Here is a 25,976-nt window from a genome sequence, read left to right as displayed (position 1 = left end):
ACTAGTTACCGTATCGCTTAAGCCACTCTTTCTCGAGCGCGTTTTGCCAGCTAGGGTGTGGTTCATCAACCGATTTAAATTGCTGGGTGTTTTTAGCGCTGCCAGTGAGGTACTTGCTGCTCAGAACCGAAGGATCGCCCCAAACATTGAGGTCACCTTTGCGAGACTGTGCTTCTGGGCTCAGTAAGAAGTTAATGGTCACTTGAGCACCTGCGGTTGCATTGGCATTCCAAGGAATCGCCAGGAAATGAATGTTAGATAGAGCGCCGCTTTCTAGAGCATAAGCCTTAGTGGTTTCGGCTAGGCGACCACTTGCTTGTGCTGAATAAACAGAGTTTGGATTGAACGTAATCGCGAGATCTATCTGTCCGTCATCCAGAAGTTGGATGCTTTCCGATGTGCCTGCTGGGAATTGTTTGCCACCGCGCCAAGCCACTTTATGGAATTTATCTAAGTAAACCCACAGTGGTGCCGTCACTTCTTGGAAGTTGTCTTCTGAAACCGGCTGAGCCAGCGCAGGGTTATTGTTTGTTAGTTCAATCAGTAGAGACTTAATGAAGCTCGTGCCATGAAATTCTGGTGGGCGAGGGTAGCTTAAGCGGTTCGGGAAAGCCTGAGCGTAGCTCAACATCTCAGAGAATGATTGCGGTGGATTATGCAGCGTCTCTTGGTCGTGAATGAACACAAGTTGTCCCACGCCCCAAGGTGCTTCTAAGCCTTCTGTCGGCTCCGAAAAATCGACATCAATTGGCAGAGACTTATCGACATACTGCCAATTTGGCAGTGATTCTGTAAATGGCCCAAACAACAGCGCGTTGTCTTTCATCGAGCGAAAGTTCTCGCCATTGATCCAGACGATATCGACGCTGCCTTCACTGTTCTTTCCTGCCGCTTTTTCAGCAAGCAGTCGAGTGGTGGTTTCCGCTATATCGGTCACTTTCACATGCTTCAACGTGACACCGTAGTCACTTTGTAATTTCTTGCCTGCCCACTGTAGGTAACGATTGATCTCTTGGCTTCCGCCCCAAGCGTGAAAGTAGACAGTTTCTCCCTCTGCCTGCTGTTCTATTTGGTTCCAGCTGTCGGTGGATGTTGCTTCATCAGCATAAATGGTTGCGCTGTATGCAACGGTTGCCATGATTCCTAACGTACTTACTATCTTGTTCATAAACTTTTCCATTTGGTAGTGAACGGGCAAGAGCATTGTATTTTCAAACTCCCTAGGGCGTATTGACCTTTCGCGGTTAACGAAAGATCAACATGCCCTAATAGTTATTCTATCTGTTTCTGAAATAAATTCTAATTCAACAGTAAATTCAATCAATTACTTGAGAACAAGCAGGGAGTTGCCGGTTGAGTTTTGTTCGAAATGTAATCATCTCGAAAACTCGACAGACTCTAGGCTTTTGCCATCCTAGCAACAGACCGCTGAACCGTTGAATTTATTGCATCTAAATGAGAGATTTTTGAGGTTTATTGGAGGTTGGTACGAAAAGTCGGCGATGAGCGTCAATTTTGAAGAAGTAGTGAGGGCAAGCTGGCAATAAAAAAGGAGCCATCAGGCTCCTTTAATCAATATTTGGTTTCGATGACGGATTAGTTTACCCAGTCACGAATTGTGTACGTTAGCGTGTGTACATCGTTTTTCAGTACTAGCGTATCGTTTGTTAGTGTTACGTCGCTCCACTCGCTTAGAGTAGCAGAAACCGATTGTTCAATTTCCATCGCAGAGCCGTGACACATTTTCATTGTCATGCCCATTTGCTTGATACGGAATTGACCGTCTTTCAGCTCGCCTTGACCGAAGAAGTTGTTACAACCAGCCATGCCGTTTGCAGTCATCTTTTCGCCGATCTCTAGACGAGGAGCTGCTTGGTCTTCGCTTTTCACAATGTCCTTGCCATCAATTTGCGCAAGTTCCCAATTATGGTGCTGTAGATCGGTTGGCGTTACTTGCATCGCGTTGTCACCTGTTGTTGTGCATGCTGCTAGCATCATAGGTAAAGCGGCTACTGCTAGTAATTTTTTTGAACTAAACTTCATATTATAAGGCTCCAAAGGAAAGAACGAAGTTACCGAATAAGTGTAACTTGATGGGTTCAAAGTATAGTTTACAAAACACTATATGTGTCAGTATAAGGTCATAGTTTAGTATGGATTTCATGAGCTAGGCGACAAATTAATCGCTTATTTTTGAGAGAGTAAGCGTAATTTTGAATGTGTAAGGAGGGATGGTGGAGCAGTTAGAGTTTTTCCAAGTTCCAAGCCCTTGCGTTGGGGTTTGTTCAAGCGATGACAAAGGCTATTGCAATGGTTGTATGCGCAAAAGAGAAGAGCGCTTTAATTGGATGTCGATGACACCGTCAGAACAATTGCACGTGATAAAGCTGTGTCGTCAGCGCTATAGACGAAAAATAATGAAGCAAAAAAACTTAGTTGGTAAGTCGGTCGACGAAGAGGGAAATACAAGTCCCCAAAGAGATCTTTTTGGCTAAAGAGGATGTATTAAGATTTTATTTAACTCCGATGTAACTATTACTTTACATAATGGTTGGGGTGTAATATTAACATAGGTACCTTTGTACCTGAAGGAGTGGTGTCGGTATGAATAAAAAGAACGTAAAACTCAAAAAAGAGCCAGTCAAAGCACTGGATCGTAAACCGATCGGGGCGAAAGATGACCCTGAAGAGGTTCCGCGTGATTGGTATTCGATGTCAGAAGAAGAACGAATGGAAATCCTTTCTCACCTTTCAGACATGCCTTTTCAATAACACCACTGGTTCTTCAGAGTCTTTCTTAAAGCTCAGCTTTCTGAAATAAACATATGATTAAACAAACATGTGATTCGCTTTCGTTACACCACGATGATACGTGCAAAATGTATCATCGGCTTCGGTGGTTTTACTGTGAATCTTAATGTTTGTGATTACTTCTACAGCCCCTGCATCGTAGCAAGCTTGCTCTGCTTTTTTAACGATATCGAGTAATTGGTTGAGTTCACCTTTCATCGTGGTTTCCATTGCTCCAACCTGGAACGGCACATCGGATGCTTTCACAACTTCAATGGCTTTATCAACCACTTCGAAGTTGTTGCCTTCTTTAACGCGAGGTATTACTTGGAAGGCAACCATCACTTCTTTTTCTCTTTTTAACTCAGACACTTTCTGCTTACTCTAGGATAGGGAATTGTTGCAGATGATAGGTTAATGCGGAGATAAATACTACAGCGGCTATGCTGGTTGGATTACTCTCGTTGTTCTACTTATTACCCCAGTGGTCGCTTACCCAACCACCTATGTGTTCATCAAAATGACTGCCACTGAACCTCTGGTTGCGTTCCACCGAGGTATCACAATCATCTTTATTATCTATTAGGGTTTGTATGTAGTTTGCCATCGGGTCATTGGAACGTTGACGATCTCGGCGGGTTGCCACTTCCTTAATCAGTTGTAATCGATATGTAGAGCTAGCACGTTTCATTTCAATGACCTCCTGTTGTAGACACTAATAGAAAAATCTAGTTGCCAGATATAGGGGCGTCAACGTGATTTAAGAGTATTTTTTTTGAGCAACCAAGAATCAATACGTTGGCATCATAATTCACAAAAGTGTCATTTAAGTTGGCATCTTTAGGGAGGTTTTTGGGTGTGAATTTATGTTTTGTTGCATATGAAAAAGCCCAGTAAAAACTGGGCTAATCGACTTTCTTTGCTTATTTCGAAGAACTTGGCTTGCCTTTAAATTGCTTAATGCTCTTCTTTTTGGCTGTTCTTCTATTAGCCATTTTGTCTTTAGGCGGACGTTTACGAGCTGTCGTTTCAGATGCAGGTTTGTCTGTAACAGGAAAACCTTCTAATGGTTGCAGCACTAACGGCTTATTGGTCAGGGTGCGAATCGCATTGAGGTAGTCAGTTTCGCTGTGGCTAACCAGAGAGATCGCGCAGCCAGTACTTCCTGCTCTTGCTGTTCGACCAACGCGGTGTACGTAAGTTGCTGAGTGAGAAGGCAACTCGAAGTTAATCACGACAGGTAACTGATCAATATGGATGCCTCGAGCCATCACGTCGGTTGCGATAAGCACACGAGTTTCACCATTTTTGAAACTCTCTAATGCTTGCTCTCGTTCTTCTTGGTTCTTATTTCCGTGCAGCGCACTCACACTGATTTTGACTTTGTTCAATCGCTTGGTTAATGCATCGGCATTGTCTTTTGCGCCAATAAATACCAATACTTGCGGCCATGTGTATTGATTGAGTAGGGCAATGAGCGCTTGAGCTTTACTGCCTTTGTTCACTAAGTACAGAGTTTCTTCGATAGTTGCGACAACGCTGTTTTCTTGATGAGTCGTGATCTTTTCTGGGTTTGATAAAAGCGTTTCAGCCTGATTAACCAATTCTGGAGGAAGTGTCGCAGAGAATAGCAGTGATTGTCGTTTCGCTGGCAGAGCTGCGGTAATCGCTTGAATATCCGGCCAAAAGCCCATGTCGATTAATCGATCGGCTTCATCAAGAACCAATGATTGACACTGAGTTACATCCAGTTCACCACTTTTAATTAAAGCAAGTAGACGGCCTGGTGTGGCGACGGCTAATTGTGGTTTAGTGGATAATTGTTGCAGTTGATCATCACTATTCACACCGCCCGTTAGCGTTACGCATTTGATATTGAGCGCCGTCGCGATCGGTTCTAAAGATTCTGTCACTTGAGATGCGAGCTCACGCGTTGGAACGATGATCAGTGCTTGCAGTTCATTTACATCATGATTGATGTTGTTCAGCAAAGGTAAGCCGAAGGCCAATGTTTTACCGCTACCCGTTTGAGCCAATGCAAGTACGTCTTTCCCCGTAATAATTGTAGGAATTACCGCTTGCTGTATCTCTGTCGGCTTATTGAATTGAGATGGGAGCGCGGAGACGGTTTTTGCGTTAAGGGTTAGGCTATCAAATGACATAAATGAACCAAGTATCAAAAGGGATGTGGAGTCTAACAGGGCTGCAAATGTTAGAGAATCAGTTTTGTACGTTACACGATAAACGTATTCATTATACGCGCGAATTATATATGTTAGCCATACGTGATAATTAAGCGTTTATCATATTGTAATGGCAATGAATGGACGTACAATGTTCGCCCTAAAAATATTCATGAAATGAGATCGAAATGAGTTGGGACAGTATCTGGCTGTTTATTGTTATCGTGTTTTTTATTGCCATTATTCCGGGGCCTAATGCTTTATTGGTATTAAGCACAGCCTTAACTCAAAGGAAGCTGTTCGCATTTGTGAACGTGTTGGGCGTGTCATGTGGTTTCTTTTTTCATGCCTTTATCTCGGCTAACGGCATAAGTCTGTTACTGTCGAACACACCCATGGCCTTTGAAGGGCTAAAATGGGCAGGGGTTTTGTATCTTGTCTGGCTTGGGTATAACCATTTTCGTGCGGCACTGCGCGCTCAAGAGGGCGTACTTTCTGTGGTAAGTGCATCGGGAAGTAAGTTATATAACCAATTTTTCAAAGGGCTCCTCACTAATCTTCTGAATCCTAAAATCGTCCTGTTTTATCTTTCTATATTCCCTCAATTTGTTTCAAAAGATGCGATTGTGACAGACAGTCTCATGCTTGGTGGGATTCAGGCGTCAGTGGTATCGATGTGGTTCTTGGTTGTGATCTTAATGGCGGATACGTTTAAGCGCTTGTTGGTTCAAAAGCGAACCTCACAAATGATGAACATTGTTTGTGGTGTTTTATTTGTTGGCTTCAGCATCCAGTTGGCGTTGTTTCAGCTTTAGGGGCGACGTGAAGAATTGGGTATTTAGCTATTAGTTTAGTTCAGTTCATTTCCGGCTTAGTTCTCATTTCCGTCTCCGTTTTCATATACGACTCAGTTCTCATTTTTAACTGAATGCTAAGCAATCCTTGTTTCTCTGTATAAATCTCTAAAGCATTAGCTCGGAAAGTCGATATAATAATCAGCTATCAATTTGGTGAATGTGTTCGTTTAAAACCAATTGAAGCTAAAGTCTATTGCTTGACCGAATAACAGAGACAGGGAGTCACTAATGCGTGAAGATTCATTCACCCAGAAACGCAAATATTACCGCTTAAAGTACCCTCAAAAGGCACGTCCGGTGATGCGAATTAAGGATGAGCTTTTTCATGTCAGTGAAGTGTCTGAAAAAGGTGTACGCCTAATGATGCGCAACATCATTCCGGTTTATCGTGGCTTTTCAATGGCTGGTACCTTGAGGTTGCATGACAATAACAGTATCGATATTAGTGGTGCCGTGCTACGCCAAGAGGGGGATGAAGTGATCGTTCAGTTATCACAAGGCCCAAGCTTCAAAGATATGGTGTCTGAACAAAGGCATATTAGGCAAAGATACCCAGTATTTTTTGCAAGCCTGAGAGTGGCTTAAAAGCGACTGACGTTAGGTTCCTTAAGGCGCAAATAGCTTATTCTACGCAGAGATTAAAAAGCCCAGCACTTTCACAAGTGCTGGGCTTTGTTCTATCTATAGCCCAGATTCTTATAAACCAAAGGCGATACAGGGATAAACTAAAGAGCTTAGTGACTCTATAACTCGTCTACTGTAGCCCAAACCGCGGCTAGCATGTCGTGACCAAACGCGACACTTCGCTCTGGAGACCAGCCGTAAAGTTCGTCAGCGTGACTGATGTGATCTTTAAATGGCATCTCAACCGTGTAAGCCAAACACTTGAACTGCTCACCAATCCAGTTTGTGCCAACTGTCATGTTTGCTTTGCCTGGTTCGTCTTTGTCGTAACCAAACTCATCTTGGAACTCTGGCGTGATCGTCAGTAGCGCTTGCTTGAAGTGGCTCTCTAATTTAGCAATACGCTCATTGTATGAAGGTGTGCCTTCGCTACCAGCAACAAAGTTATATGGAATCGCTTCGTCGCCGTGAATATCAAGGCACATATCAACACCCGTTTGTAGCATGCGCTCGCGAACTAGGAAAACTTCAGGACTGCGTTCCATAGAAGGTGATTGCCATTCGCGGTTCAGGTTAACGCCAATCGCGTTAGTACGCAGGTGACCGCGGATGCTGCCGTCTGGGTTCATGTTAGGTACAACGCGGAACACAACGCTGTCTAGAAGAGAGCGACCGACCGTATCTGTTTCATCAAGCAGGCGTTGTAGTAGGCCTTCGATTAGCCATTCAGCCATAGTCTCGCCTGGGTGTTGGCGACCAATAACCCAGATATTTTTCTTCTCTTCACTTGGCTCACCGATAGTTAGCAAAGTGATGTCGTTGTTGTCTAGCGTATGACCCAGAGTTTCAAGCTTACAAGCCGGGTGCGTTTGAGCACTATGCAAAAGATCTTGGTGACGATCGTATGAGTATGGTGCGAAGTACGCGAAGTACATTGAATCGTGTTCAGGGATGATATCAAAGCTTAATGTATCGCCATCGAACTGAGATGGGATACGGAACCACTCTTCACGGTCATACGATGCAACCACATCGTAGTCTTTCCAGCCTTCAGGGTAGGCAGATGTTGTCAATTGACCGATTTCAAAGTGGTGAGCTTGTTGGGTTTCACTTTCTAAGCGGAAGTGAAACCACTGAGAGATTTCAGTATGGTTGTCTGCTGGGATAGTCAGTTGAATGTTTTGTGGTGAATCTGCTGAAACGACGTGAATGTTGCCGCTTTCGAAATTGCTGAAAATTTTCATTGTAGTTTTTATCTCGTAGTTGAGTTGCCGTAAGACTAGCACACTTTTTTTCGAGCAAACCACTAACTAAATCGTAATGAGATGTTATTTCAACTATCTACTTTTTAGTTCTCTATTTTGAACAGTACTTCCAACCTATCGACGTTGGCAAGTTGTACACCCACGACAGGCAGAACGCGTGTGGCGATCTAACTTGCTGCGTTGAACCTTACAATAAGCATTTTTCAGCGCTCTTCTTCCTGAGAACCAATCATCGGGTTTAGCAAGAATCAGATAACCATTAAATCGTTTAACGAGTTCGATTCTGTTTTGCTCGATGAACTTACTATCAAACCCAATTTCAAAGTAATCAAGCGCTTGTTCAATCGAGGTGAAACTCGCCATTTTTTGTTGGAATTCTGTTTGGTTCATACCTAATTCAATGCCGTAAGTTTGCAAATATTATAGGCGTGTTCATTACTCCTTATCTTGATTTTAGTGCGATTTAAGTAGAAAGGCGTGTAGTTATTCTTAGTTAAATTTTATAAATGAGATTGTCTTTATTTGTTTTCTGAATATTAAATCAATTGACTGCGCAGTCATGGTTATAAGTGAGTTGTATGAAGTCTCATTGCTCACTTTCTTTATTATCAATAAAGACAATTTATGACGTGAATCAATAGTGACTAACCCTAAAGTATTATTCTGATCGCAATTGTTACTAATTGTTGAAGATGATTTCTAAATATGTCTATTAAAAAACGATATATCGCTCTTATTGCTGCTGTCGGTATAGGTATTGGCTGGTTAACGCTGGGCGGTACTGCTGCCGTTATGCACTACACATCGAGTACTGAGTTCTGTACTTCTTGCCACACAATGCAAATTCCTTATGAAGAATATGAAGGTTCAATCCACTTCAGCAATGCAAAAGGCATTCGAGCTGAGTGTTCTGACTGTCATATTCCTTCCGACCCAATTGACTACGTAATCACCAAGATTCGTGCGTCTAAAGACATTTATCACGAGTTTGTGACTGGCAAAATTGATACCGAAGACAAATACGAAGAGCACCGTATGGCGATGGCCGAAACCGTTTGGGCTCAACTACGTGAAAGTGATTCTGCTACTTGTCGTTCTTGCCATACTTTCGACGCGATGGATAGCTACGAGCAATCTGAAGATGCGGCGAAAATGCATGAATACGGGCAAGAGAATAATCAGACTTGTATCGACTGCCACAAAGGTGTTGCTCACTTTGCTCCTGAGCCAGAAATGGACAGCGAAGCTTTCGACAACTTGATGGCATTCACTGAGAAAACAGACCCGAATGCGAAAGTCGTTTACTCAGCAGAAACCATCAGTATTGGTGACCTTGGCACTATCAATCCAACGGCACGCCTAGATGTGAAAAGTGTTGAAGGTACTGAGCGCAAAATCGAGTTGCATGCTTACCAAATGAAGGGTGCAGAACAGGTGCTTTACTACGGCGAAGGTCAACGCTCAATCGTTGCGATGCTGACAGATCAAGGGCAACAGAGCCTTGAAGTTGGTGATTTTAAAACGGATGCGTACGGCAATGAATGGCGAACGGCGGTGCTAACCGCGAACGTTGATGCGCCTGTACTGGATTCACTCGAGCCAATCTGGGATTACGCTGAAGAACTCGACAACGTTTACTGCTCAACGTGTCATGCAAAAATTGGCGCGAACCACTTCACCGTTAATGCTTGGGGCCCCGTTGCGAAGGGCATGGGCGAAAGAACTGACATTTCAGACCAAGATTTAGAACTTCTTACTAAATACTTCCAGAACCACGCAAAAGATGTGGTTGGCCACTAAGAAACAAAAGGGAAATAATTATGACAGATATTACTCGTCGCGGATTCCTCAAAGGAACAAGCATGGCTGCTGGTGCGCTGGCATTCACATCATTGACGCCAATGACAGCATCGGCTGCGAATAAGCGTGGTAAAGGTATATTAACAGCAGGTCGTATGGGGCCGATGTTATGTGAAGTGAAAGATGGCAAGCTAGTTTCAACGACGAATGCTCTCGCACAAACAGTGCCAAATAGTTTACAAACGACAGGTCCTGATCAGGTTCATACCAAAGCTCGTATTAAATACCCAATGGTACGTAAAGGATTCTTAGATAACCCATCCGATCCAACAGGAACTCGTGGCTCAGATGAATACGTTCGAGTGTCTTGGGATGAAGCTTATAAGCTGATCCACGAACAACACATGCGTATCCGTAAAGAGAGTGGCCCTGAATCTGTATTCGCGGGTTCTTACGGTTGGCGTTCAAGTGGTGTATTGCACAAAGCACAAACGCTACTACAACGTTACATGAGCTTGGCTGGTGGTTACTCAGGTCACTTAGGTGACTACTCAACCGGTGCTGCTCAAGTGATCATGCCGCACGTAATGGGATCTATCGAAGTTTATGAACAGCAAACCACTCACCCTGTGGTGCTAGAGAGCTCAGACGTTGTTGTGTTGTGGGGTATGAACCCAATGAACACGCTTAAGATTGCATGGAGTTCAACCGACTGTTCAGGCCTAGAGTTCTTCCACAAACTTAAGAAGTCAGGCAAGACAATCATCGCTATCGACCCAATGCGCTCTGAAACTATCGACTTCTTTGGTGACGCAGTTCAGTGGATTGCACCGCGCCCAATGACCGACGTCGCAATGATGATGGGTATCGCGCACTCTTTAGTTAAGAAGGGTAAGCATGACGTAGAGTTCCTAAATAAGTACACCAGTGGTTACGATAAGTTTGAAGCGTACCTAATGGGTAAAGAAGACGGTGTTGAAAAGACTCCTGCATGGGCTGAAGAGATCACAGGCGTACCTGCGAAACAACTTGAGCTTCTAGCAGATATCTTTAGCCAGAACCGCACTATGCTTATGGCGGGTTGGGGCATTCAGCGTCAACAATACGGTGAGCAACGTCACTGGATGGTAGTAACGCTAGCGGCAATGCTAGGTCAAATCGGCTTGCCTGGTGGTGGTTTTGGTTTGTCTTATCACTACTCTAATGGTGGTAACCCAACACGCGATGCTGGTGTGTTACCTGCGATTTCAGCTTCAATTGGCGGCGGTTCTTCAGCTGGTAATGACTGGGCAGTTTCGGGCGCGGTGAATAGCTTCCCTGTTGCTCGCATTACAGAAGCATTGGAAAATCCAGGCAAAAAATACATGCATAACGGCCATGAACTGACATTCCCAGATCTGAAAATGATTTGGTGGGCGGGCGGTGGTAACTTCACTCACCACCAAGACACCAACCGTTTGATCAAAGCGTGGCAGAAACCGGAACTTGTGGTTATCTCTGAAATCTATTGGACTGCTGCGGCTAAGCACGCGGATATTGTTCTGCCAATTACTACATCGTTTGAACGTAATGATATGACGATGACAGGTGATTACAGTAACCAACACTTAGTGCCGATGAAGAAAGCGGTTGAGCCTCAAGGTGAAGCTCGTAACGATTTCGATGTATTCGCAGATATGTCTGAGATGATCAAAGCGGGTGGTCGTGATGTCTTTACCGAAGGCAAAGACGAAATGGCTTGGTTGAAAGGCTTCTACGATGCAGCACAAAAAGCGGGAAAATCTGCACGTGTACGTATGCCTAAGTTTGGTAAGTTCTGGGATGATAATCAGCTTATTGAAATGAAGTACAACAAGAAGGCAGCGCAGTTCGTTCGTCATGCTGATTTCCGTAAAGACCCTGTGATGAACCCGCTAGGTACGCCAAGTGGTAAGATTGAGATCTTCTCTAAAACCATCGAAGGCTACAAGCTTGATGATTGTCCAGCTCACCCAACGTGGATTGAGCCGACTGAGTTCTTCGGTAAAGCGAAAAGTGATGAACTTCAGTTGATGACAGCGCACGCTGCGCACCGTCTACACAGTCAATTTAACTACGCGAAGATCCGCGAAGAGTATGCGATTGCAGACCGTGAGCCGATTTCAATTCACCCTGAAGATGCGAAAGCTCGAGGCATCAAAACGGGTGACTTGGTTCGTGCATACAACGATCGTGGACAAGTACTGGCTGGTGCATTAGTGACTGATGGCATCAAACAAGGCGCTGTATGTATCCATGAAGGCGGTTGGCCTGATTTAGATAAAGATACAGGTCTATGTAAAAACGGTGGCTGTAACGTGCTTACGTTGGATATCCCGACTTCTCGTTTGGCGAATGGCTGTGCTGCAAACTCTGCGCTTGTGAAGATTGAAAAATACACAGGTCCAGTATTAGAACTCACGGCATTTGATCCACCTAAAAACGGCTAATCTTTAACAAGAAATAGCTAACTGAATGAAGCCAGCCTAATCGCTGGCTTTTTTTGATCCTTTTCTTGCGATGAAGACTATTACTCAATGTCGGCTAGACAACCCATAATAATCAATGACATCTAAGCGAGAAATAAGCTCATGAATCGAATCAATCCAAAAAAACTACTTCGCAGTAAATGGACGGCCGTTAGCCCTGTAAAGAAAGAAAAACACTTTATGGTCACAGAGGTCGAGTTTGAAGAAGGGGAGGTTATTCGTTGTTTGATCGAAGCGGTGATGACAAAAAGAGAGGAAGACATCAACTGGCGGGATCTCACCGACAAGGATCATTGGCTTCCCGGTTGGAAATAAGGATAGGAAGTAGGGAGCAGTCGGTCACCTCTACTTATTTCTAATTACCCGCTGCTGCACGCCCTTGCCAGTATTTAAGGCCTTCTAACACACCTTCAGCATGTGTTGCTCTACTCGTGTATACGTTGTCTCTATCCGATAGGTGAGCAACCTCTGGGTAATGGTTAGCGACCAGTATCGAGTTTACGCCCTCAATGGTGAGCATTGAGGTGTCGTTAGCTGAATCACCTGCGACGCACACTTCCGCAACGCTCAAATCGTGTTGTTCGAGTAGGTGGTGAATCGCAGTCGCCTTGTTAACGCCTTTTGGTGTGATATCTAAGTACCAATCATGAGAGTAAGTAAGGTGAACATCTAAACCGTGCATCTCCAAGCTAGATTCAATCAGTTCGTGTTGAGGCTCCGATAGCTTCCCTTCAAAGGTGATCTTGTAATCGCCTTGATGATTTTCTATGCGCTCACCCATAAAATCAAGGGGTGCGAGAGCCGTCTCTACCTTTGATTTGTTCCAAGAAGCTTCCAGTTGGTTATGCCAAATATGGTCTGGTTTTTGGGAATGAACATGATGAATTTTCGTGCCCACATCGCTAATAATACTGTGTGGTTTCGGGTAGTTATTCGATTCTAAACCCACTCGAATCGAAGGTAATGTTCTTCCCGTCGCGATGATAAAGCGGATATCAGGTTGCTCTGAGAGGTAATCAAACAACTGGTTAACACCGTGAGATGAACCACCATCAAGCGTACCGTCAAAGTCACACACCAACATTTTTATCATTCGAATTCCTTGTCTTTTCTCTATTTCGTCACGGAAAAATGTTTATTTCTTGTATAAAGAATGGCTCAGCAATGAGCACTCTACAAGTTGATGTCCAGCTTAGGTAATCACCAATTGAGAGTTTGCAGCAAGTATCACAGTTGGTGTGGTGTATTAAAATTCTTGGTTGAAAAAGTTGATTTAGACTCGCTGGCTTTAGCCGGTTGACCTTTGGTTTTTAGGTAGAGATTGAGAGTTGATCTTATTTTTTTACCGAGCACGTTTTCGCCTTTGAAACATCATGAAAGCTTAATAAATAGTTCGTATTCGAATTATTTGTGCACGAACTAATTGTGGCTTTTGTTGGTTCATTCAGCCTATTAATTGCTCTAATGTAAAATTAATATTCAATAATCTACGACTGCGTAATACATAATATTGGCCGTACGCTTGTCCAATTTATCCCTTTTATTATCAGTGGCTTGCTTTGTTTTTTCTTATTTTTTGGTCTTGTTGTTGCTGGTCTGATTTCGGTCTTCTGCCTTTTTTTACCAAACGAAGAACCTTGATTTACACGTGTCAATTACTTAGAGTGCTAATTGTTTTTCGGGTTTAAATAACCATTTTTAAGTTTAAATAACTGAGAAAGGATTAGATTACATGGATCCCATACTGGAAGTTAAGGGACTGTACAAGGTGTTTGGTGAAGACACCGATCGTGCTTTTACAATGATTAATGAAGGCGCGAACAAAGATAAAGTTTTCGAAGAAACAGGGCTAACGATCGGCGTTAACGATGTTTCTCTTAGTATTCAAGAAGGCGAGATTTTCGTCATAATGGGACTGTCAGGATCTGGCAAATCAACCCTAGTACGCCTTCTTAACCGCTTGATCGAACCTACCAAAGGCAATGTGCTTCTTCGAGGCAAAGATATTGCCCACATCTCAGAAGATGAACTCCGCGAAGTCCGCCGCAACAACATCTCCATGGTTTTTCAAAATTTCGCTTTGATGCCGCATATGACGGTCATCGAGAATGCCGCGTTTGGTCTAGAGCTTGCGGGTGTTGAAGTTGAACAACGAAAGCAGTCAGCACTAGAAGCACTTGAACGTGTTGGCCTTGGCGCATATTCAGAATCTTACCCAGATGAACTATCTGGTGGTATGAAGCAGCGTGTTGGATTGGCTCGTGCACTAGCATGTGACCCAGATATCTTGTTGATGGATGAAGCGTTCTCGGCGCTCGATCCTTTGATTCGTACTGAAATGCAAGATGAGCTTATTCGCCTTCAAAATGACGATAAACGAACCATTGTTTTTATCTCGCATGATTTGGATGAAGCGATGCGTATCGGTGACCGAATTGCGATTATGCAAAATGGCGAAGTGGTTCAAGTCGGTACTCCAGACGATATTCTTAATAACCCAGCCAACGATTATGTCGAAGCTTTCTTCCGCGGTGTGAACGTGGCAAGCGTGCTTACTGTGAAAGACATTGCGCGTAAGAAGCCAGCTGCGGTATTTAAAAAATCAGAACACGATGGCCCAGCGTCCGCTCTACAAATTTTGATGGATAACGACCGCGAGTACGGCATCGTAGTTGAGAAGAGCAGCCGTTACTCCGGCATTGTCTCTATCGACTCGCTTCGTAAAGCTCACAAAGAGAACAAATCACTCGTCAGCGCGCAGCTCGATGATGGATTAACGCTGAACCCTGATTTACCAATCAATGATGTGCTTGGCCTAGTTGGTGGTGTTCCTTACTCAGTGCCTGTTGTGGATGAGCAAGGTAATTACTTTGGCGTGGTGACTAAGTCACGACTGTTACAAACATTGGATAAGGGGTAGATCATGTCGTCTGAACAAACAAATAATGACCCATGGTCTCAATCGGCTCCTGCAGCTCAACCTGCAAGTGATCCTTGGGGTCAAGCCACTGATACCTCACCATCAGCGGATTGGTTAAGCAGCGAAACCGTTGAAACGACACCTTTTGATCCACTAAACCCTTTTGCAGAGGCCGTTTTGCCTGTGGACACTTGGGTAGAGTCTGGACTGAATTGGTTAGTTGAGCACGGTCGCCCATTATTCCAAGCGATCCGTGTGCCTATCGATTTTATTCTAAGTTCATTTGAAACGGCGTTAGTGTCTACACCAGCCCCCTTCATGTTGATCATCTTGTTTCTTGTGGCGTGGCAGTTTTCAAACTTGAAGCTTGGCGTTGCAACGGCCGTGTCTTTGACTTTCATCGGCTTGATTGGCGCTTGGTCTGAAGCAATGACCACATTGTCACTGGTCATGACATCCGTATTCTTCTGTCTGTTGATTGGCTTACCCATGGGGATATGGCTCGCCCGAAGTAACACGGCGGCTAAATTCGTGCGCCCAATTTTGGATGCCATGCAAACCACACCAGCCTTCGTTTATTTAGTACCGATCGTAATGCTGTTTGGTATCGGTAACGTTCCGGGTGTCGTGGTGACCATCATATTCGCACTTCCTCCTGTTGTACGTTTGACCATCTTAGGTATTCAGCAAGTTCCGGAAGAATTGATCGAAGCGGGTCACTCATTCGGTGCAAGCAAAAAACAGATGCTTTACCGAATTCAACTGCCACTTGCATTGCCAACCATCATGGCCGGCGTGAACCAAACACTGATGTTGTCGTTGTCGATGGTGGTTATCGCATCAATGATTGCGGTAGGTGGTTTAGGTCAAATGGTACTGAGAGGTATTGGCCGTTTAGATATGGGGTTGGCCGCTGTTGGTGGTTTGGGCATCGTTATCTTAGCCATCTTATTAGATCGCATCACCCAAGTACTGGGTGTCAACGCTGGTAATACAAAATTACGCTGGTATCGCATGGGACCTGTTTCCCTTGTACTGAATGTACTTAATCGCGGTAACAAATCAGAACTTCAATTAAGGAAAAACACCAATGAATAATTCATGGAAGAGTAAACTCGCAGTAAGCATTGTTTCTACATTAGCGGTATCGACTAACGTGTGGGCAGCAAGCCTACCGGGTGAGGGCGTATCAGTTCAGCCGGTTCAATCGTCTGTAGCGGAAGAGACGTTCCAAACATTGATCGTTAACCGTGCTCTAGAAGAACTGGGTTATGACGTGAAATCAACTCAAGAAGTGGATTACAACGTAGGTTACACTTCAATTGCAAAGGGTGATGCAACGTTCCTAACAGTAGGTTGGTTCCCGCTTCATGCTGACAAATACACAATGGCTGGTGGTGATGAGAAATTCTACCGCGAAGGCCAATATGTAAGTGGTGCCGCTCAAGGTTACCTAATTGATAAGAAAACGGCTGAGAAATACAACATCACTAATATTGGCCAGTTAACTGATCCAAAAATCGCGAAGTTGTTTGATGCAGACGGTGATGGCAAAGCAGATCTAACAGGCTGTAACCCAGGTTGGGGCTGTGAAATGGTTATCGAACACCAACTGTCGGCATTCAAACTGGGCGATACGGTAACTCATAATCAAGGTAACTATGCGGCTATCATTGCCGACACAATTTCACGTTACCAAAAGGGTGAATCAATCCTTTACTACACGTGGACACCATACTGGGTGAGTGGCGTATTGGTTCCTAACGAAGACGTAGTATGGCTAGAAGTGCCATTCTCTTCATTACCTGGTGAGCGTGCGAATGTTGATACTACTTTGTCTAATGGCAAGAACTACGGCTTCCAAATGAACTCAATGCGCATTATCGCGAATAAAGAGTTTGCTAAGAACAACCCATCAGCAGCGAAGCTTTTCGAGATCATCAAACTTAACATCAATGATGTAAGTGCTCAGAACATGATGATGAGTAAAGGCAAGAACAGCTCTGCGGATATCGAAGCGCACGTAAATGGTTGGATCAAAGCGAACCAAAGCACGTTCGATGGTTGGATTACAGAAGCGAAGAAAGCAGCACTGTAACTTTGACTTGTATGTGCTCTGTCTTACCAGGCATTTTGATTTGAAATGATGAGCGTGTTGAGTGATTGTATAGAGTCACTGAATCACCTTCAAATCAAGTGATTAGGCGACAGAGTCAAACATTAAAAAGCCAGCAGTCCATTTGGATTGCTGGCTTTTTGTTTTCTGTTTCTATTTTTGAGCTGTGAGCTGTGAGCTTCTAGCTTCTAATTATAGCTCCTAGCGTTCGCCTTGAACTTCGAAGTCGTCGCTGACTAAGCGAGCGCAGCCATCGGCTTCAAGTGCCCAGTGTTCACGATGAACAACACCAAACGCTTTGTTCATTGTCCAGCTAGCGGTAAGAATGTAACCGCCTTCTGGGTGCTCTTCCCATTTTACATCGGTGTAATCAACGTCTTTGAAGCCTTGGTCGATGATGTTTTGCCAAAATGCTTGAATCGCTTCACGACCTTCAAAAGTACCAAATGGACGCGCTTCCATTACACAGCTTTCAGTATATTGATCGGCACAACCTTTTGCATCTTGGCTGTTGAATGCTTTCTGCCACGCGTTAATGCCTTGCTTACATGCTTCTAAAATTTGGTTATTTAACATTGTCTCTCTCCATAACAGTTTTGTTTCAAGCACTGTCTTTTTGATTTGGTATCTCGATAAGTTGAATTGAGTTTAGTCTTGGAAATTGATTTGAAAAACAGAGATAATAGAAAATACTGTTTGTAAAAAGAGAACAATAAGATGAGTAAGCTAAAGCAGATGTCGATTTTCGCTCATATCGTAGAGCAGGGTTCAGTCTCGGCTGCGGCTGAAAAGTTAGAGTTGTCTAAATCTGTCGTCAGTCAACATCTCAAAATTCTAGAACAAGAGTTAGGCGCCTCTCTCCTTAAACGCACAACACGAAGACAAACTCTGACAAGCATGGGTGAGCGCTTTTATTTGAGTTGCAAAGACATCAATGTGCTCGCTGAATCGGCTTGGGATATGGCAAAAGCCGAGCTAGAACAGCCACAAGGCCGGATTCGTATCACAGCTCCGAATGCGTTGATGGATTTATTGGTTGCGCCTGTTATTGCCGATCTGATGAAACAATATCCGAAGTTAAAGCCAGAACTGATAAGCGACGATCAGCATTTAGACTTCATGGAGCACGATATTGATCTCGCGGTACGAGTGGGCAGTTCTCGTGACAGTAACCTTAAACAGAAACGCTTGGGTGAATTTAAAGATGTGTTGTGTGGCGTTGAAAGCATGCGTGAACGCGAACTTGATTCTATCCCTTATATCGCTAACTCGTGGCAGGGGAAGCAGATCTCTCATTACTTTACGTCTCAAACTGAACCAGACTTCGTTTACCAACAACAAGCAAGCTGCACCACTAACTCTTTTCACAGCTGTCTTGCCTTGATCAAATCTGGCGTTGGTATCGGTGTGATTCCAGACTTCTACCTCTCTCAGTTATCCAATGAAGTGGTCGACATAATGCCAAGCTTCCAACTACCGACTAACACGGTTTATGCGCTAAACCCATTCGCTTCTAATACGCCTATCGCCATCAAGCTGTGTATCCAAGCGTTGGAAGAGAAGCTCAAGTGTAATTTGGTTTAAAGCTTCTCGTTATATTGCTGTCTTATTAGATGATGTGTTTGGTATAAGAATGGTTCATGTCACATAGTTATTTATTTGTAATATAATAATTCATAATCGTGATGTTTGTTCAACTTGTCGTACAAATATTGTCCTATAGTGCTTCTCGTTACTTCGGTAACACCCTACAAAATATGGAATAAATATTATACGTGAAATATATCATGGAGACTTGTATGACTTTTAAACCTTGCAAACTCACTTCTTGCAAACCTCGAACTCACCAATTTAAACCTTACAAACAATTGTCGTGTGCGGTTCTTTTAGCGATGGCTACTTATGGCGTATCGGCTGAAACACTGAACATTCAATCCGCATCAGACTGGGGCGGAGCGCATAGCTCTTACCCAGCATCGAATACGATTGATGGCAGTACTGATTGGTCATCACGTTGGGCTGCTCAGAATGCGCCTGTCAATTTAGTGCTCGACCTAGGCTCGGTACAAAATGTTCAAGACGTCGCGATAGCTTGGGGTAAAGGCGAAGAGCAAACTTATAAGTTCGAGATCAGAGCGCTAGCTGATGAAAGTTCAAGCAGCTGGGACAAGGTTTACTATGGATATAGTAGAGGCAGCACATCTGGTTTTGAAACCTACGATGTGACGGATGTTCAAGCTCGTTGGGTTCGTATCAAAGTCTTTGAAAACAGTGCAGAAAGTGTTTGGACGAATATTACAGAAGTCGAAATCAGTGGCAATGATAGCCCTGACTATGGACTCGATCCAAACCTACCGCCGTCAGGTAACTTCGACTTACTGGACTGGTATGTGAGTATTCCCGTTGATGAAGGTGACGGCTACGCGACTTCTATCAAAGAGAACACGCTAGATGCGGGTTATGAAGACCAGTTCTTCTATACCGGTAGTGATGGTGGCTTGGTGTTCTACACACCAGTCGAAGGCGTGACTACATCTAGCGGAACAAAATATGTTCGTACTGAATTAAGAGAGATGCTTCGTCGCGGTGATACCTCTTACTCCACTTCGGGTAAAGACAATAACTGGGCGTTTTCGTCTATTCCATCGAGTGACCAGTCCGACTTTGGTGGTATCGACGGGACGTTAAATGCGACGTTAGCTATCAATCACGTGACAACAACGACTTCGAACACTGAACAAGTGGGTCGAATCGTGATTGGCCAAATTCACGCTGAGAAAAACGAACCCATTCGCCTGTACTACCATAAACTGCCAGGCAACGACAAAGGTGCAATCTACTTTGCTCATGAAACCTCGAACTCGAGCGGTGGCGATGAAACTTGGCATAACCTTTTAGGTAACATGGTGACGTCTGACGGTGACTTAAACAGCACTAGCAACCCAAGTGACGGTATTGCACTCGATGAAACCTTCTCGTATTCCATTGTTGTTGAAGGTGATAAGTTGATTACGACTATTAGTCAAAATGGCTCAGAGTTGGCGGCAAAAGAAGTGGATATGAGTAACAGCGGTTATGACGATGCGGATAACTACATGTACTTTAAAGCGGGTATCTACTTGCAAGACAACTCAAGTGACGATAGCGATTATGCGCAAGTGACTTTCTATCAGTTAGACAACAATCACAACTGATCACGCTATAAATAGTGCGTCGCTACGGCAGCGAGTTTACTCGTTGCGGCTTGTATTTGTTCAATGATTGAAAAGGGGATGGCGATGGGTCATCCCCTTCTACTTTCTATCTCTCATTTCTAGTATATCGTGCGCGTTTAATTCGGTGCATATTGGCAAAAAATCCAACCCTTACTTATATTTACCTAGAGTGTCTAGTTGCTTATAAAGACTAAAAGGGGACGTCATTGCCAGAGCGCTTTACCAAGTCATGTCACGAATGCGGGCTGGTTAGTCAGTTTGAAGAACTGTCTGCGGGCAGTGAAGCTTCTTGCCCGAGATGTTCTCACACCTTATCGAGCCTCGGGCATCATAAAGAGCAAGGTGTGATGGCTTATGCGTCGGCTAGCCTTATTGCTTTAATCATGAGCCTGACATTCCCGTATATGTCGTTCAGCGTTCAAGGAATTAGCCAGCAAATCACCCTGTATCAAGCTGTTGATATGATGAACCGAATGGATAACAGCCTGATTGCTATATTACTTTTTCTGGCCGTGATTCTTTTGCCTGCCTATTTTTTGGTGCTTTCTCTCTGGTTTTATCTACTGGTAGACAGAAAGAAGCACATTCATTATGCGGATAACCGACTCACCTTTTTGGCGTTGAAGTCATTAAGTTGGGCAAAGCCTTGGTTGATGGTCGATGTGTTTTTGATCGGCGTATTGGTCAGCTTAATCAAGATCGCAGCATTAGCCGATGTATCGATGGGGACATCATTTTGGGCATTTTGTATCTACGCCATGTTGGTGGTGAAGACGATTTCTTTGGTTGATTTTGATTGGTTATGGGATCGCTTAGTTCCGACTAAAAACGCACAAGAACAAACGGTTGGTAGTACCTTTCAGAACAAGCAGCACCTTGCTTGCCATATTTGCGGTCAAGTGCATCGCTACAGTGAGGCTACTCATCATTGCTCACGCTGCCACACACATTTACATCGATTTGAACCAATAAAAAATCTGCAAATAGCGTGGGCGCTGTTGTTCACCTCTGTCGTTTTCTATATTCCAGCAAACCTATACCCAATGATGTATACGTCTGCCTTCGGGACGAGTGAAGGATCCACCATCATGGAAGGGGTGATCTTGCTTTGGAATATGGGTTCATACCCCGTGGCACTTATTATTCTTATCGCGAGTGTTTTCATCCCAATGGCAAAGATGTTTGCCTTGGCTTATCTGTACTGGAATGCAAAAAGGGTACATGGGCTCACCAATCAAAGGGCGAGTCGCTATCTTAAGCTCTACCGTATCACCGAATTTATTGGCCGTTGGTCGATGATAGATATTTTTGTCGTCGCGATTCTTGTTGCCTTGGTTCAGCTCGATGGTGTGATGGCTATTTACCCTGGGCCTGCGGCACTGTCATTTGCGTCGGTTGTTATCTTTACGATGTTGTCGGCGATGATTTTCGATTCTCGGATTATATGGAAGTAATCTCCCCAAAGAGGTGTGGGACATATGGAAAAGCAAACTACTTCAGATGCGAAAGTATCAAAAAAAAGCGAACTGTCTCCGGTCTGGATTGTGCCGATCATTGCGGTACTGGTGGGGTGTTGGATGCTGTTCCAATATTTCAACAATCGTGGACCTGAGATCACCCTGATCTTGCCAGATGCTTCTGGGATAGAAGCAGGAAAAACGGCGATCAAATCTAAGAACGTGCACGTTGGGACAATCACTGACGTGGCGTTAAGCGAAGACTATGAATACATCATCGCCAAAGCTCAAATAGACAAGAAAGCCTCTCGCATGATCAATACTGAGACTCAATTTTGGGTGGTTGAGCCACACATTGGTACTGATGGAATCAGCGGATTGGAAACCATTTTGTCAGGCTCATACATTGAGTTGAAGCCAGGGAAATCCAGTGAATCTCAATTGAAGTTTGATGTGTTAGACACGCCACCCGTCGCAGGGCCAGACACCAAAGGCATTCGTGTGGTGTTATCGCACCATAAAGCGAATCAACTGAACGTTGGCGAACCTGTATTGCATCATGGCTTTGTTGTTGGGCGTGTCGAGAAAACAAGTTTCGATTACGAGAATAAAGTGGGTAAGTACCAACTGTTTATCTTTGCTCCTTACGACGGGCTGATCTTCGAGAAAACTCAGTTTTGGTTGTCCTCTGGGATTGATGTGAAGTTTGGTGCGAATGGCCTCGACGTTAACTTCGCATCGATAGAAAGCATAATAACGGGCGGCGTGAGTTTTGATGTGGCAGAGAGTATTCAGCCGGGACAGCAGATCAAAGAGAACTTACAAGAATATACACTTTACGATAATTACGACGCAGTTTTACAAGGTAAATACACCACTTCTATTTATTACGTATTGTTGTTTGAAGAGTCAGTCAGAGGTCTAAAGAAGGACGCTCCCGTCGAGTATCGTGGCGTTCGAATTGGTACAGTGGATACTGTGCCGTTACAGATTCGCATGGATAAAGACGGCAAGGTCTCGAACCGCATTCCCATCTTAATCAAGCTGGAGATAGAACGAGTTTCAGAAGTCTTTAAGGCTGTGAATGCTGAAAGCTTTGCCAAACGAGTCGACCTTCAAATGGGAGAAGGTTTAAGAGCGACTCTGAAGACGGGTAACTTGCTTACAGGCGCATTGTTTGTCGACATAAACTTCTATGAAGACGAAGACCCGTACGAGCCAAGAGAGTTTGATGGTTATCCTGTCTTCCCTGTTGTGGCTGGTGGCTTGACCGAGATTCAAAAGCAGATCACAGACTTCCTAACCAAGATTAACGAGTTACCGCTAGATGCGACTGTGGCTAACTTAAATGGCTCACTTGCCTCGTTAGATAGCACCTTAAAGAGTATGGATGAACTGCTGGATAGTGAGGGCGCAAAAGCGTTACCAAAGGATGTCAGTGAAACGATGAAGCAACTTGAGACGACATTAGAGAGCTACGACGATGATTCAGATGCCTACAAGCAATTGATCAGTGCATCTGAAGAGTTAGAACATGTGTTAAAAGAGCTTCGTCCGCTGATTAAAGTGCTGAACGATAAACCGAATGCGCTGGTGTTTGGTAGCGAAGTAGAAGAAGACCCGATTCCAGTTAAGGGAGTGGAATAATGAGAAAGCTATTTATATCACTTATCGTGCTCTTCGGGCTTTTAGGGTGTTCAACGCCTACTGATGGCACTAACGCGTATCTCTTGCCAGAAAGTACGCTAGATAAACCGATCTTTAAGATTAAAACGAGAGTGGAGTTACCAGACTATCTCGACACAATAGGGATTGCGTATCGCAAGTCTGAAAATGAATTGGTGTCTGCGCGTAAACACGTTTGGGCTGAAAACCTTGAAGGGCTGCTTGAAGAGCGGGTCAATACTTCTGATACATCAGGAGAGCCCGAAAGAGAGTTGACGATAACCTTTGAGCAGTTCAATGGCTCTTATACCGGAAACGCAGAAGTGAAAGGAACTTGGGTATTAAGCGATCAAAGCTCAGAGCTCGCGCGTGCCGATTTCGAATCAAAAGTACCCTTGAAAGAAGCAGGTTATGAAGCACTCGTTGAAGCACTAGGTGAGGGGTTAGATGAGGTGCTATCTGAGATTCAGACGCAATTGCCTTAGGTGTTTGTCTGATTAATACCGTTAGTCGTATATCTGGCTAATTGACTGATTCACCCTATTGCTAATGGGTAGCTCTCGGAGGATTAAAAAGCCACCTATTGTTTGGTGGCTGTTTAGATCCAGTAAACCTGAGTCGTTAACCATATTTATTAATAAATGCGATAACATTCTTGTTACTCAGTAATTCGATCTTGTCGATAGTCAGTACGCAATAGCGGTAGTTTTTGTTTTTGAAGGTAATGTTCGACTTTTCTTCTGTTGGTTCTGAAAACTTCCATATTTCAAATCCGATGTTCTTCATAAGTTCCAATGCACTTGGGTTCTTTATGATCATGGAATACTTTTTAATCTTAGTATTTCTTGCAAGAAGCTTCATATCGGAAATCAAGTTCGCAACAGATTGTTCGCGCTTCTCAGAGTGACCGCTAACCACAATGTAATTTAAGTTCTGGTTAGAATCTAAAGAGCAAGCTTGCTTAATATGTAGATGCTTATTTTGGTATTGCTCGAAAACCTCTTCGTTGAAGAAAAAACCTAGGCTATGACTAACGATATCACCATTTACATCGACCATTTTTCTGCCATGCGCCTTTTTTTCACTGCAATAGAGAAACAGATCGATAGTATCAAGGGCTGAAGGATCCATCTTTGTATATTGTGAAATCAGCTTTATTCTATCTATTACTGCTTTGTCATTCTGATCTGTCATTAGTGGCATGATCTGACAGTCGCAGCCTTCTTCTATTTCCCCTTTAGTGATAGACGATATTCGGCTTTGAAACGAAAAGAACCTCTCACGAAGGAAGTCTTCAAGTAGTGCACTGTCTTCGTTATCTTCTGAATCAAAGGATTTCAACGTTGTATACAAGTCCAGGCCAAGGCAGTCCAATAGTTTTAGAGCCTTGTAATTGTTTGGCTTTACTTTGCTATTTTCCCATCGATTTATCGTTACGACATCTACAGAGCTGAATTCATCATCTAAGTGATTAATGTATGCCGCAAAATCCTTTTGCGTTAACTTCAATTTCTTGCGCGCTTCGCGCAGTAATTGCGGAAATTTCATCATGGTAGAATATTCATCTTTGATTAGTGACATTACGTTCCGATTCGTCAGATAGTCTATTTTATCAATCGTTAATATACAGTAGCTATAATGTTTGTTTTTGAATGTGATATTACATTTTTTAGCGGAAGGTTCTGAAAATTTGAATACTTCAAATCCTATTCTTTTTAATAGTTTCAACATGTTTGGATCTTTTACTAAAACAGAGTATTTTTTAATGTTTTTGTTCTGAGAAAGTAACTTTATATCTGAAACTATATGCTCAATAACATGATTTTTTGTCTCTGAGTGTGAGCTTATATTAAAATAATTTATGCTTTTGCTTGAATTTAAAGAGCAAGCCATTCTTAGATCTAGCTCTTGAGTCTTTAAATTCTCGAATTGATGGTCTTCAAAGAAAAAGCCTACATTGTGACTCACAATGTCGCCATCTGTATTGATGAGCTTGTGGCCGTGAGCTTTGTTCTCACAGTAATAGAGATATAAATCAATTTGGTCCAGTGGCGAAATATCGACTTTTGTGAATTTAGACAGTAGTTTGATTCTGTCGATAACGCTAGTGTCACACGGCTCTGACATTAAAGGCTGTGACTTAAAATTGCGTTCGCCTTGTTGTTGATTCAGGCCTGCTAGAGCTGAAATTCTACTTTGAAATGAACCATAGGATTCGTTAAAAAACGACTCGATTAGTGTGTCTTTTTGTTCGGACTTAAAGCTCTTTATTGTCTCAAATAAATCTCCACCAAGGTATTGTAATATCTTGAGTGCTTTGTATGCACTAGGCTTTACCTTACTGTTTTCCCAACGATTTATTGTTACGACGTCAACCGCATTAAAGTCATCGTCCAGCTGATTTAAGTAGGTTGCAAACTCTGTTTGTGTAAATTGAAGTTCCTTTCTGAAGTTACGTAACAACTGTGAAAACTCACTCATTAAAACATTAACCTTCTGATAATTAACTCAATGTCTTGATTCTAATTTAGACATCAGACTCTCTATTTAACATCTTTAGTAATTTGTTTTTTACGG

Annotated in this window: 25 protein-coding genes; 15 read left to right on the top strand and 10 right to left on the bottom strand. The window is 43.5% G+C overall.

Annotated elements, in window-relative coordinates; translation table 11 throughout:
• Position 1: 1 nt before the first annotated feature.
• Together MSG36_RS13250 and MSG36_RS13245 are read right to left on the bottom strand one after the other, a co-directional pair.
• Positions 2-1,168, bottom strand: a complete 1,167-nt coding sequence (locus MSG36_RS13250) for an ABC transporter substrate-binding protein (protein ID WP_248368262.1) — start codon at positions 1,166-1,168, stop codon at positions 2-4.
• 428 nt (positions 1,169-1,596) lie between these two features.
• Complete coding sequence (locus tag MSG36_RS13245) at positions 1,597-2,043, bottom strand: META domain-containing protein (RefSeq protein ID WP_004734625.1); 447 nt, start codon at positions 2,041-2,043, stop codon at positions 1,597-1,599.
• 188 nt (positions 2,044-2,231) lie between these two features.
• Here MSG36_RS13245 and MSG36_RS13240 point away from each other — a divergent pair, with 188 nt between their 5' ends.
• Positions 2,232-2,495 (top strand): DUF1289 domain-containing protein, encoded by a 264-nt coding sequence (locus tag MSG36_RS13240; RefSeq protein ID WP_017079017.1) that lies wholly within the window; start codon positions 2,232-2,234, stop codon positions 2,493-2,495.
• A 109-nt stretch (positions 2,496-2,604) separates the two neighbouring features.
• Complete coding sequence (locus tag MSG36_RS13235) at positions 2,605-2,772, top strand: hypothetical protein (RefSeq protein ID WP_248368259.1); 168 nt, start codon at positions 2,605-2,607, stop codon at positions 2,770-2,772.
• Between the two features lie 57 nt (positions 2,773-2,829).
• Here MSG36_RS13235 and MSG36_RS13230 read toward each other — a convergent pair whose 3' ends face one another.
• The 3 genes from MSG36_RS13230 to MSG36_RS13220 all read right to left on the bottom strand — a co-directional run bounded on the left by MSG36_RS13230 (position 2,830) and on the right by MSG36_RS13220 (position 4,952).
• A complete protein-coding gene (locus tag MSG36_RS13230; RefSeq protein WP_061018985.1) occupies positions 2,830-3,132 on the bottom strand; it encodes a thiamine-binding protein in 303 nt (100 codons plus the stop codon).
• Positions 3,133-3,259: 127 nt separating this feature from the next.
• The gene (locus MSG36_RS13225; protein WP_017057116.1) at positions 3,260-3,481 is read right to left on the bottom strand and encodes a hypothetical protein; all 222 of its coding nucleotides are present in this window, start codon (positions 3,479-3,481) and stop codon (positions 3,260-3,262) included.
• Between the two features lie 232 nt (positions 3,482-3,713).
• Entirely contained in the window at positions 3,714-4,952 is a 1,239-nt protein-coding gene (locus tag MSG36_RS13220) for a DEAD/DEAH box helicase (RefSeq protein ID WP_248368257.1), read from the bottom strand.
• A gap of 209 nt (positions 4,953-5,161) precedes the next feature.
• Between MSG36_RS13220 and MSG36_RS13215 the strand changes: the two genes are divergently transcribed.
• Together MSG36_RS13215 and MSG36_RS13210 are read left to right on the top strand one after the other, a co-directional pair.
• Positions 5,162-5,788 carry a LysE family translocator gene (locus tag MSG36_RS13215; protein ID WP_060982788.1) on the top strand — a complete coding sequence of 209 codons (627 nt, stop codon included), beginning with the start codon at positions 5,162-5,164 and terminating at the stop codon, positions 5,786-5,788.
• A 270-nt stretch (positions 5,789-6,058) separates the two neighbouring features.
• Positions 6,059-6,415, top strand: a complete 357-nt coding sequence (locus MSG36_RS13210; RefSeq protein ID WP_017060329.1) for a hypothetical protein — start codon at positions 6,059-6,061, stop codon at positions 6,413-6,415.
• 158 nt (positions 6,416-6,573) lie between these two features.
• Here MSG36_RS13210 and MSG36_RS13205 read toward each other — a convergent pair whose 3' ends face one another.
• Both MSG36_RS13205 and MSG36_RS13200 read right to left on the bottom strand, forming a co-directional pair.
• Entirely contained in the window at positions 6,574-7,698 is a 1,125-nt protein-coding gene (locus MSG36_RS13205) for a M14-type cytosolic carboxypeptidase (protein WP_248368255.1), read from the bottom strand.
• 135 nt (positions 7,699-7,833) lie between these two features.
• Complete coding sequence (locus MSG36_RS13200; protein ID WP_193840644.1) at positions 7,834-8,109, bottom strand: nitrogenase-stabilizing/protective protein NifW; 276 nt, start codon at positions 8,107-8,109, stop codon at positions 7,834-7,836.
• Between the two features lie 315 nt (positions 8,110-8,424).
• On the opposite strand from MSG36_RS13200, the gene MSG36_RS13195 reads away from it, so the two are divergent.
• From MSG36_RS13195 to MSG36_RS13185, 3 genes are all read left to right on the top strand, one after another.
• Positions 8,425-9,519 (top strand): NapC/NirT family cytochrome c, encoded by a 1,095-nt coding sequence (locus MSG36_RS13195; RefSeq protein ID WP_017098644.1) that lies wholly within the window; start codon positions 8,425-8,427, stop codon positions 9,517-9,519.
• A 20-nt stretch (positions 9,520-9,539) separates the two neighbouring features.
• On the top strand, positions 9,540-11,987 hold the full coding sequence (locus MSG36_RS13190; RefSeq protein ID WP_248368253.1) for a trimethylamine-N-oxide reductase 2: 2,448 nt from the start codon (positions 9,540-9,542) through the stop codon (positions 11,985-11,987).
• Between the two features lie 141 nt (positions 11,988-12,128).
• Complete coding sequence (locus MSG36_RS13185) at positions 12,129-12,341, top strand: TIGR02450 family Trp-rich protein (protein WP_017068050.1); 213 nt, start codon at positions 12,129-12,131, stop codon at positions 12,339-12,341.
• Between the two features lie 40 nt (positions 12,342-12,381).
• Here the strand turns inward: MSG36_RS13185 and MSG36_RS13180 are convergent, their stop codons facing one another.
• Complete coding sequence (locus MSG36_RS13180) at positions 12,382-13,119, bottom strand: HAD-IIB family hydrolase (protein WP_248368251.1); 738 nt, start codon at positions 13,117-13,119, stop codon at positions 12,382-12,384.
• Positions 13,120-13,758: 639 nt separating this feature from the next.
• On the opposite strand from MSG36_RS13180, the gene proV reads away from it, so the two are divergent.
• The 3 genes from proV to proX are packed head-to-tail and all read left to right on the top strand — an operon-like array spanning position 13,759 to position 17,044.
• Positions 13,759-14,946 (top strand): glycine betaine/L-proline ABC transporter ATP-binding protein ProV, encoded by a 1,188-nt coding sequence (proV, locus tag MSG36_RS13175; RefSeq protein ID WP_048614446.1) that lies wholly within the window; start codon positions 13,759-13,761, stop codon positions 14,944-14,946.
• A 3-nt stretch (positions 14,947-14,949) separates the two neighbouring features.
• A complete protein-coding gene (gene proW / locus MSG36_RS13170; RefSeq protein ID WP_048617625.1) occupies positions 14,950-16,044 on the top strand; it encodes a glycine betaine/L-proline ABC transporter permease ProW in 1,095 nt (364 codons plus the stop codon).
• Positions 16,037-17,044, top strand: coding sequence for a glycine betaine/L-proline ABC transporter substrate-binding protein ProX (proX, locus tag MSG36_RS13165; RefSeq protein WP_248368249.1), 1,008 nt, complete (start codon positions 16,037-16,039; stop codon positions 17,042-17,044). The genes proW and proX overlap by 8 nt, the downstream gene beginning before the upstream one ends.
• A gap of 219 nt (positions 17,045-17,263) precedes the next feature.
• On the opposite strand, the gene MSG36_RS13160 is transcribed toward proX, so the two are convergent.
• A complete protein-coding gene (locus MSG36_RS13160) occupies positions 17,264-17,638 on the bottom strand; it encodes a nuclear transport factor 2 family protein (RefSeq protein WP_172380198.1) in 375 nt (124 codons plus the stop codon).
• Between the two features lie 141 nt (positions 17,639-17,779).
• Between MSG36_RS13160 and MSG36_RS13155 the strand changes: the two genes are divergently transcribed.
• The 5 genes from MSG36_RS13155 (at position 17,780) to MSG36_RS13135 (ending at position 23,884) form a co-directional block, all read left to right on the top strand.
• On the top strand, positions 17,780-18,646 hold the full coding sequence (locus MSG36_RS13155) for a LysR family transcriptional regulator (RefSeq protein ID WP_248368248.1): 867 nt from the start codon (positions 17,780-17,782) through the stop codon (positions 18,644-18,646).
• Between the two features lie 215 nt (positions 18,647-18,861).
• The gene (locus MSG36_RS13150) at positions 18,862-20,256 is read left to right on the top strand and encodes a polysaccharide lyase family 7 protein (RefSeq protein ID WP_248368247.1); all 1,395 of its coding nucleotides are present in this window, start codon (positions 18,862-18,864) and stop codon (positions 20,254-20,256) included.
• A 227-nt stretch (positions 20,257-20,483) separates the two neighbouring features.
• Entirely contained in the window at positions 20,484-21,731 is a 1,248-nt protein-coding gene (locus MSG36_RS13145) for a paraquat-inducible protein A (protein WP_248368246.1), read from the top strand.
• Between the two features lie 24 nt (positions 21,732-21,755).
• Positions 21,756-23,381, top strand: coding sequence for an intermembrane transport protein PqiB (gene pqiB / locus MSG36_RS13140; protein ID WP_248368245.1), 1,626 nt, complete (start codon positions 21,756-21,758; stop codon positions 23,379-23,381).
• Positions 23,381-23,884: an ABC-type transport auxiliary lipoprotein family protein gene (locus tag MSG36_RS13135; protein WP_248368244.1), complete on the top strand. Its 504-nt coding sequence runs from the start codon at positions 23,381-23,383 to the stop codon at positions 23,882-23,884. Before pqiB ends, MSG36_RS13135 begins: the two co-directional genes overlap by 1 nt.
• Positions 23,885-24,020: 136 nt before the next feature.
• On the opposite strand, the gene MSG36_RS13130 is transcribed toward MSG36_RS13135, so the two are convergent.
• Positions 24,021-25,880 carry a helix-turn-helix transcriptional regulator gene (locus tag MSG36_RS13130; RefSeq protein ID WP_248368243.1) on the bottom strand — a complete coding sequence of 620 codons (1,860 nt, stop codon included), beginning with the start codon at positions 25,878-25,880 and terminating at the stop codon, positions 24,021-24,023.
• Between the last annotated feature and the right edge of the window lie 96 nt (positions 25,881-25,976).

Origin of the sequence: Vibrio sp. 1CM8B (assembly GCF_023161685.1) — a bacterium.
Taxonomy (GTDB): domain Bacteria; phylum Pseudomonadota; class Gammaproteobacteria; order Enterobacterales; family Vibrionaceae; genus Vibrio; species Vibrio coralliirubri.
The sequence above is the reverse complement of the archived record's forward strand: the minus strand, read 5'-3'. Positions and strand labels throughout refer to the sequence as shown.

Excerpts from the sequence above, each read along its gene's own strand:
- MSG36_RS13250 (WP_248368262.1), bottom strand. The coding sequence starts at position 1,168 with ATGAACAAGATAGTAAGTACGTTAGGAATCATGGCAACCGTTGCATAC.
- MSG36_RS13245 (WP_004734625.1), bottom strand. The coding sequence starts at position 2,043 with ATGAAGTTTAGTTCAAAAAAATTACTAGCAGTAGCCGCTTTACCTATG.
- MSG36_RS13240 (WP_017079017.1), top strand. The coding sequence starts at position 2,232 with ATGGTGGAGCAGTTAGAGTTTTTCCAAGTTCCAAGCCCTTGCGTTGGG.
- MSG36_RS13235 (WP_248368259.1), top strand. The coding sequence starts at position 2,605 with ATGAATAAAAAGAACGTAAAACTCAAAAAAGAGCCAGTCAAAGCACTG.
- MSG36_RS13230 (WP_061018985.1), bottom strand. The coding sequence starts at position 3,132 with ATGGTTGCCTTCCAAGTAATACCTCGCGTTAAAGAAGGCAACAACTTC.
- MSG36_RS13225 (WP_017057116.1), bottom strand. The coding sequence starts at position 3,481 with ATGAAACGTGCTAGCTCTACATATCGATTACAACTGATTAAGGAAGTG.
- MSG36_RS13220 (WP_248368257.1), bottom strand. The coding sequence starts at position 4,952 with ATGTCATTTGATAGCCTAACCCTTAACGCAAAAACCGTCTCCGCGCTC.
- MSG36_RS13215 (WP_060982788.1), top strand. The coding sequence starts at position 5,162 with ATGAGTTGGGACAGTATCTGGCTGTTTATTGTTATCGTGTTTTTTATT.
- MSG36_RS13210 (WP_017060329.1), top strand. The coding sequence starts at position 6,059 with ATGCGTGAAGATTCATTCACCCAGAAACGCAAATATTACCGCTTAAAG.
- MSG36_RS13205 (WP_248368255.1), bottom strand. The coding sequence starts at position 7,698 with ATGAAAATTTTCAGCAATTTCGAAAGCGGCAACATTCACGTCGTTTCA.
- MSG36_RS13200 (WP_193840644.1), bottom strand. The coding sequence starts at position 8,109 with ATGAACCAAACAGAATTCCAACAAAAAATGGCGAGTTTCACCTCGATT.
- MSG36_RS13195 (WP_017098644.1), top strand. The coding sequence starts at position 8,425 with ATGTCTATTAAAAAACGATATATCGCTCTTATTGCTGCTGTCGGTATA.
- MSG36_RS13190 (WP_248368253.1), top strand. The coding sequence starts at position 9,540 with ATGACAGATATTACTCGTCGCGGATTCCTCAAAGGAACAAGCATGGCT.
- MSG36_RS13185 (WP_017068050.1), top strand. The coding sequence starts at position 12,129 with ATGAATCGAATCAATCCAAAAAAACTACTTCGCAGTAAATGGACGGCC.
- MSG36_RS13180 (WP_248368251.1), bottom strand. The coding sequence starts at position 13,119 with ATGATAAAAATGTTGGTGTGTGACTTTGACGGTACGCTTGATGGTGGT.
- proV (WP_048614446.1), top strand. The coding sequence starts at position 13,759 with ATGGATCCCATACTGGAAGTTAAGGGACTGTACAAGGTGTTTGGTGAA.
- proW (WP_048617625.1), top strand. The coding sequence starts at position 14,950 with ATGTCGTCTGAACAAACAAATAATGACCCATGGTCTCAATCGGCTCCT.
- proX (WP_248368249.1), top strand. The coding sequence starts at position 16,037 with ATGAATAATTCATGGAAGAGTAAACTCGCAGTAAGCATTGTTTCTACA.
- MSG36_RS13160 (WP_172380198.1), bottom strand. The coding sequence starts at position 17,638 with ATGTTAAATAACCAAATTTTAGAAGCATGTAAGCAAGGCATTAACGCG.
- MSG36_RS13155 (WP_248368248.1), top strand. The coding sequence starts at position 17,780 with ATGAGTAAGCTAAAGCAGATGTCGATTTTCGCTCATATCGTAGAGCAG.
- MSG36_RS13150 (WP_248368247.1), top strand. The coding sequence starts at position 18,862 with ATGACTTTTAAACCTTGCAAACTCACTTCTTGCAAACCTCGAACTCAC.
- pqiB (WP_248368245.1), top strand. The coding sequence starts at position 21,756 with ATGGAAAAGCAAACTACTTCAGATGCGAAAGTATCAAAAAAAAGCGAA.
- MSG36_RS13135 (WP_248368244.1), top strand. The coding sequence starts at position 23,381 with ATGAGAAAGCTATTTATATCACTTATCGTGCTCTTCGGGCTTTTAGGG.
- MSG36_RS13130 (WP_248368243.1), bottom strand. The coding sequence starts at position 25,880 with ATGAGTGAGTTTTCACAGTTGTTACGTAACTTCAGAAAGGAACTTCAA.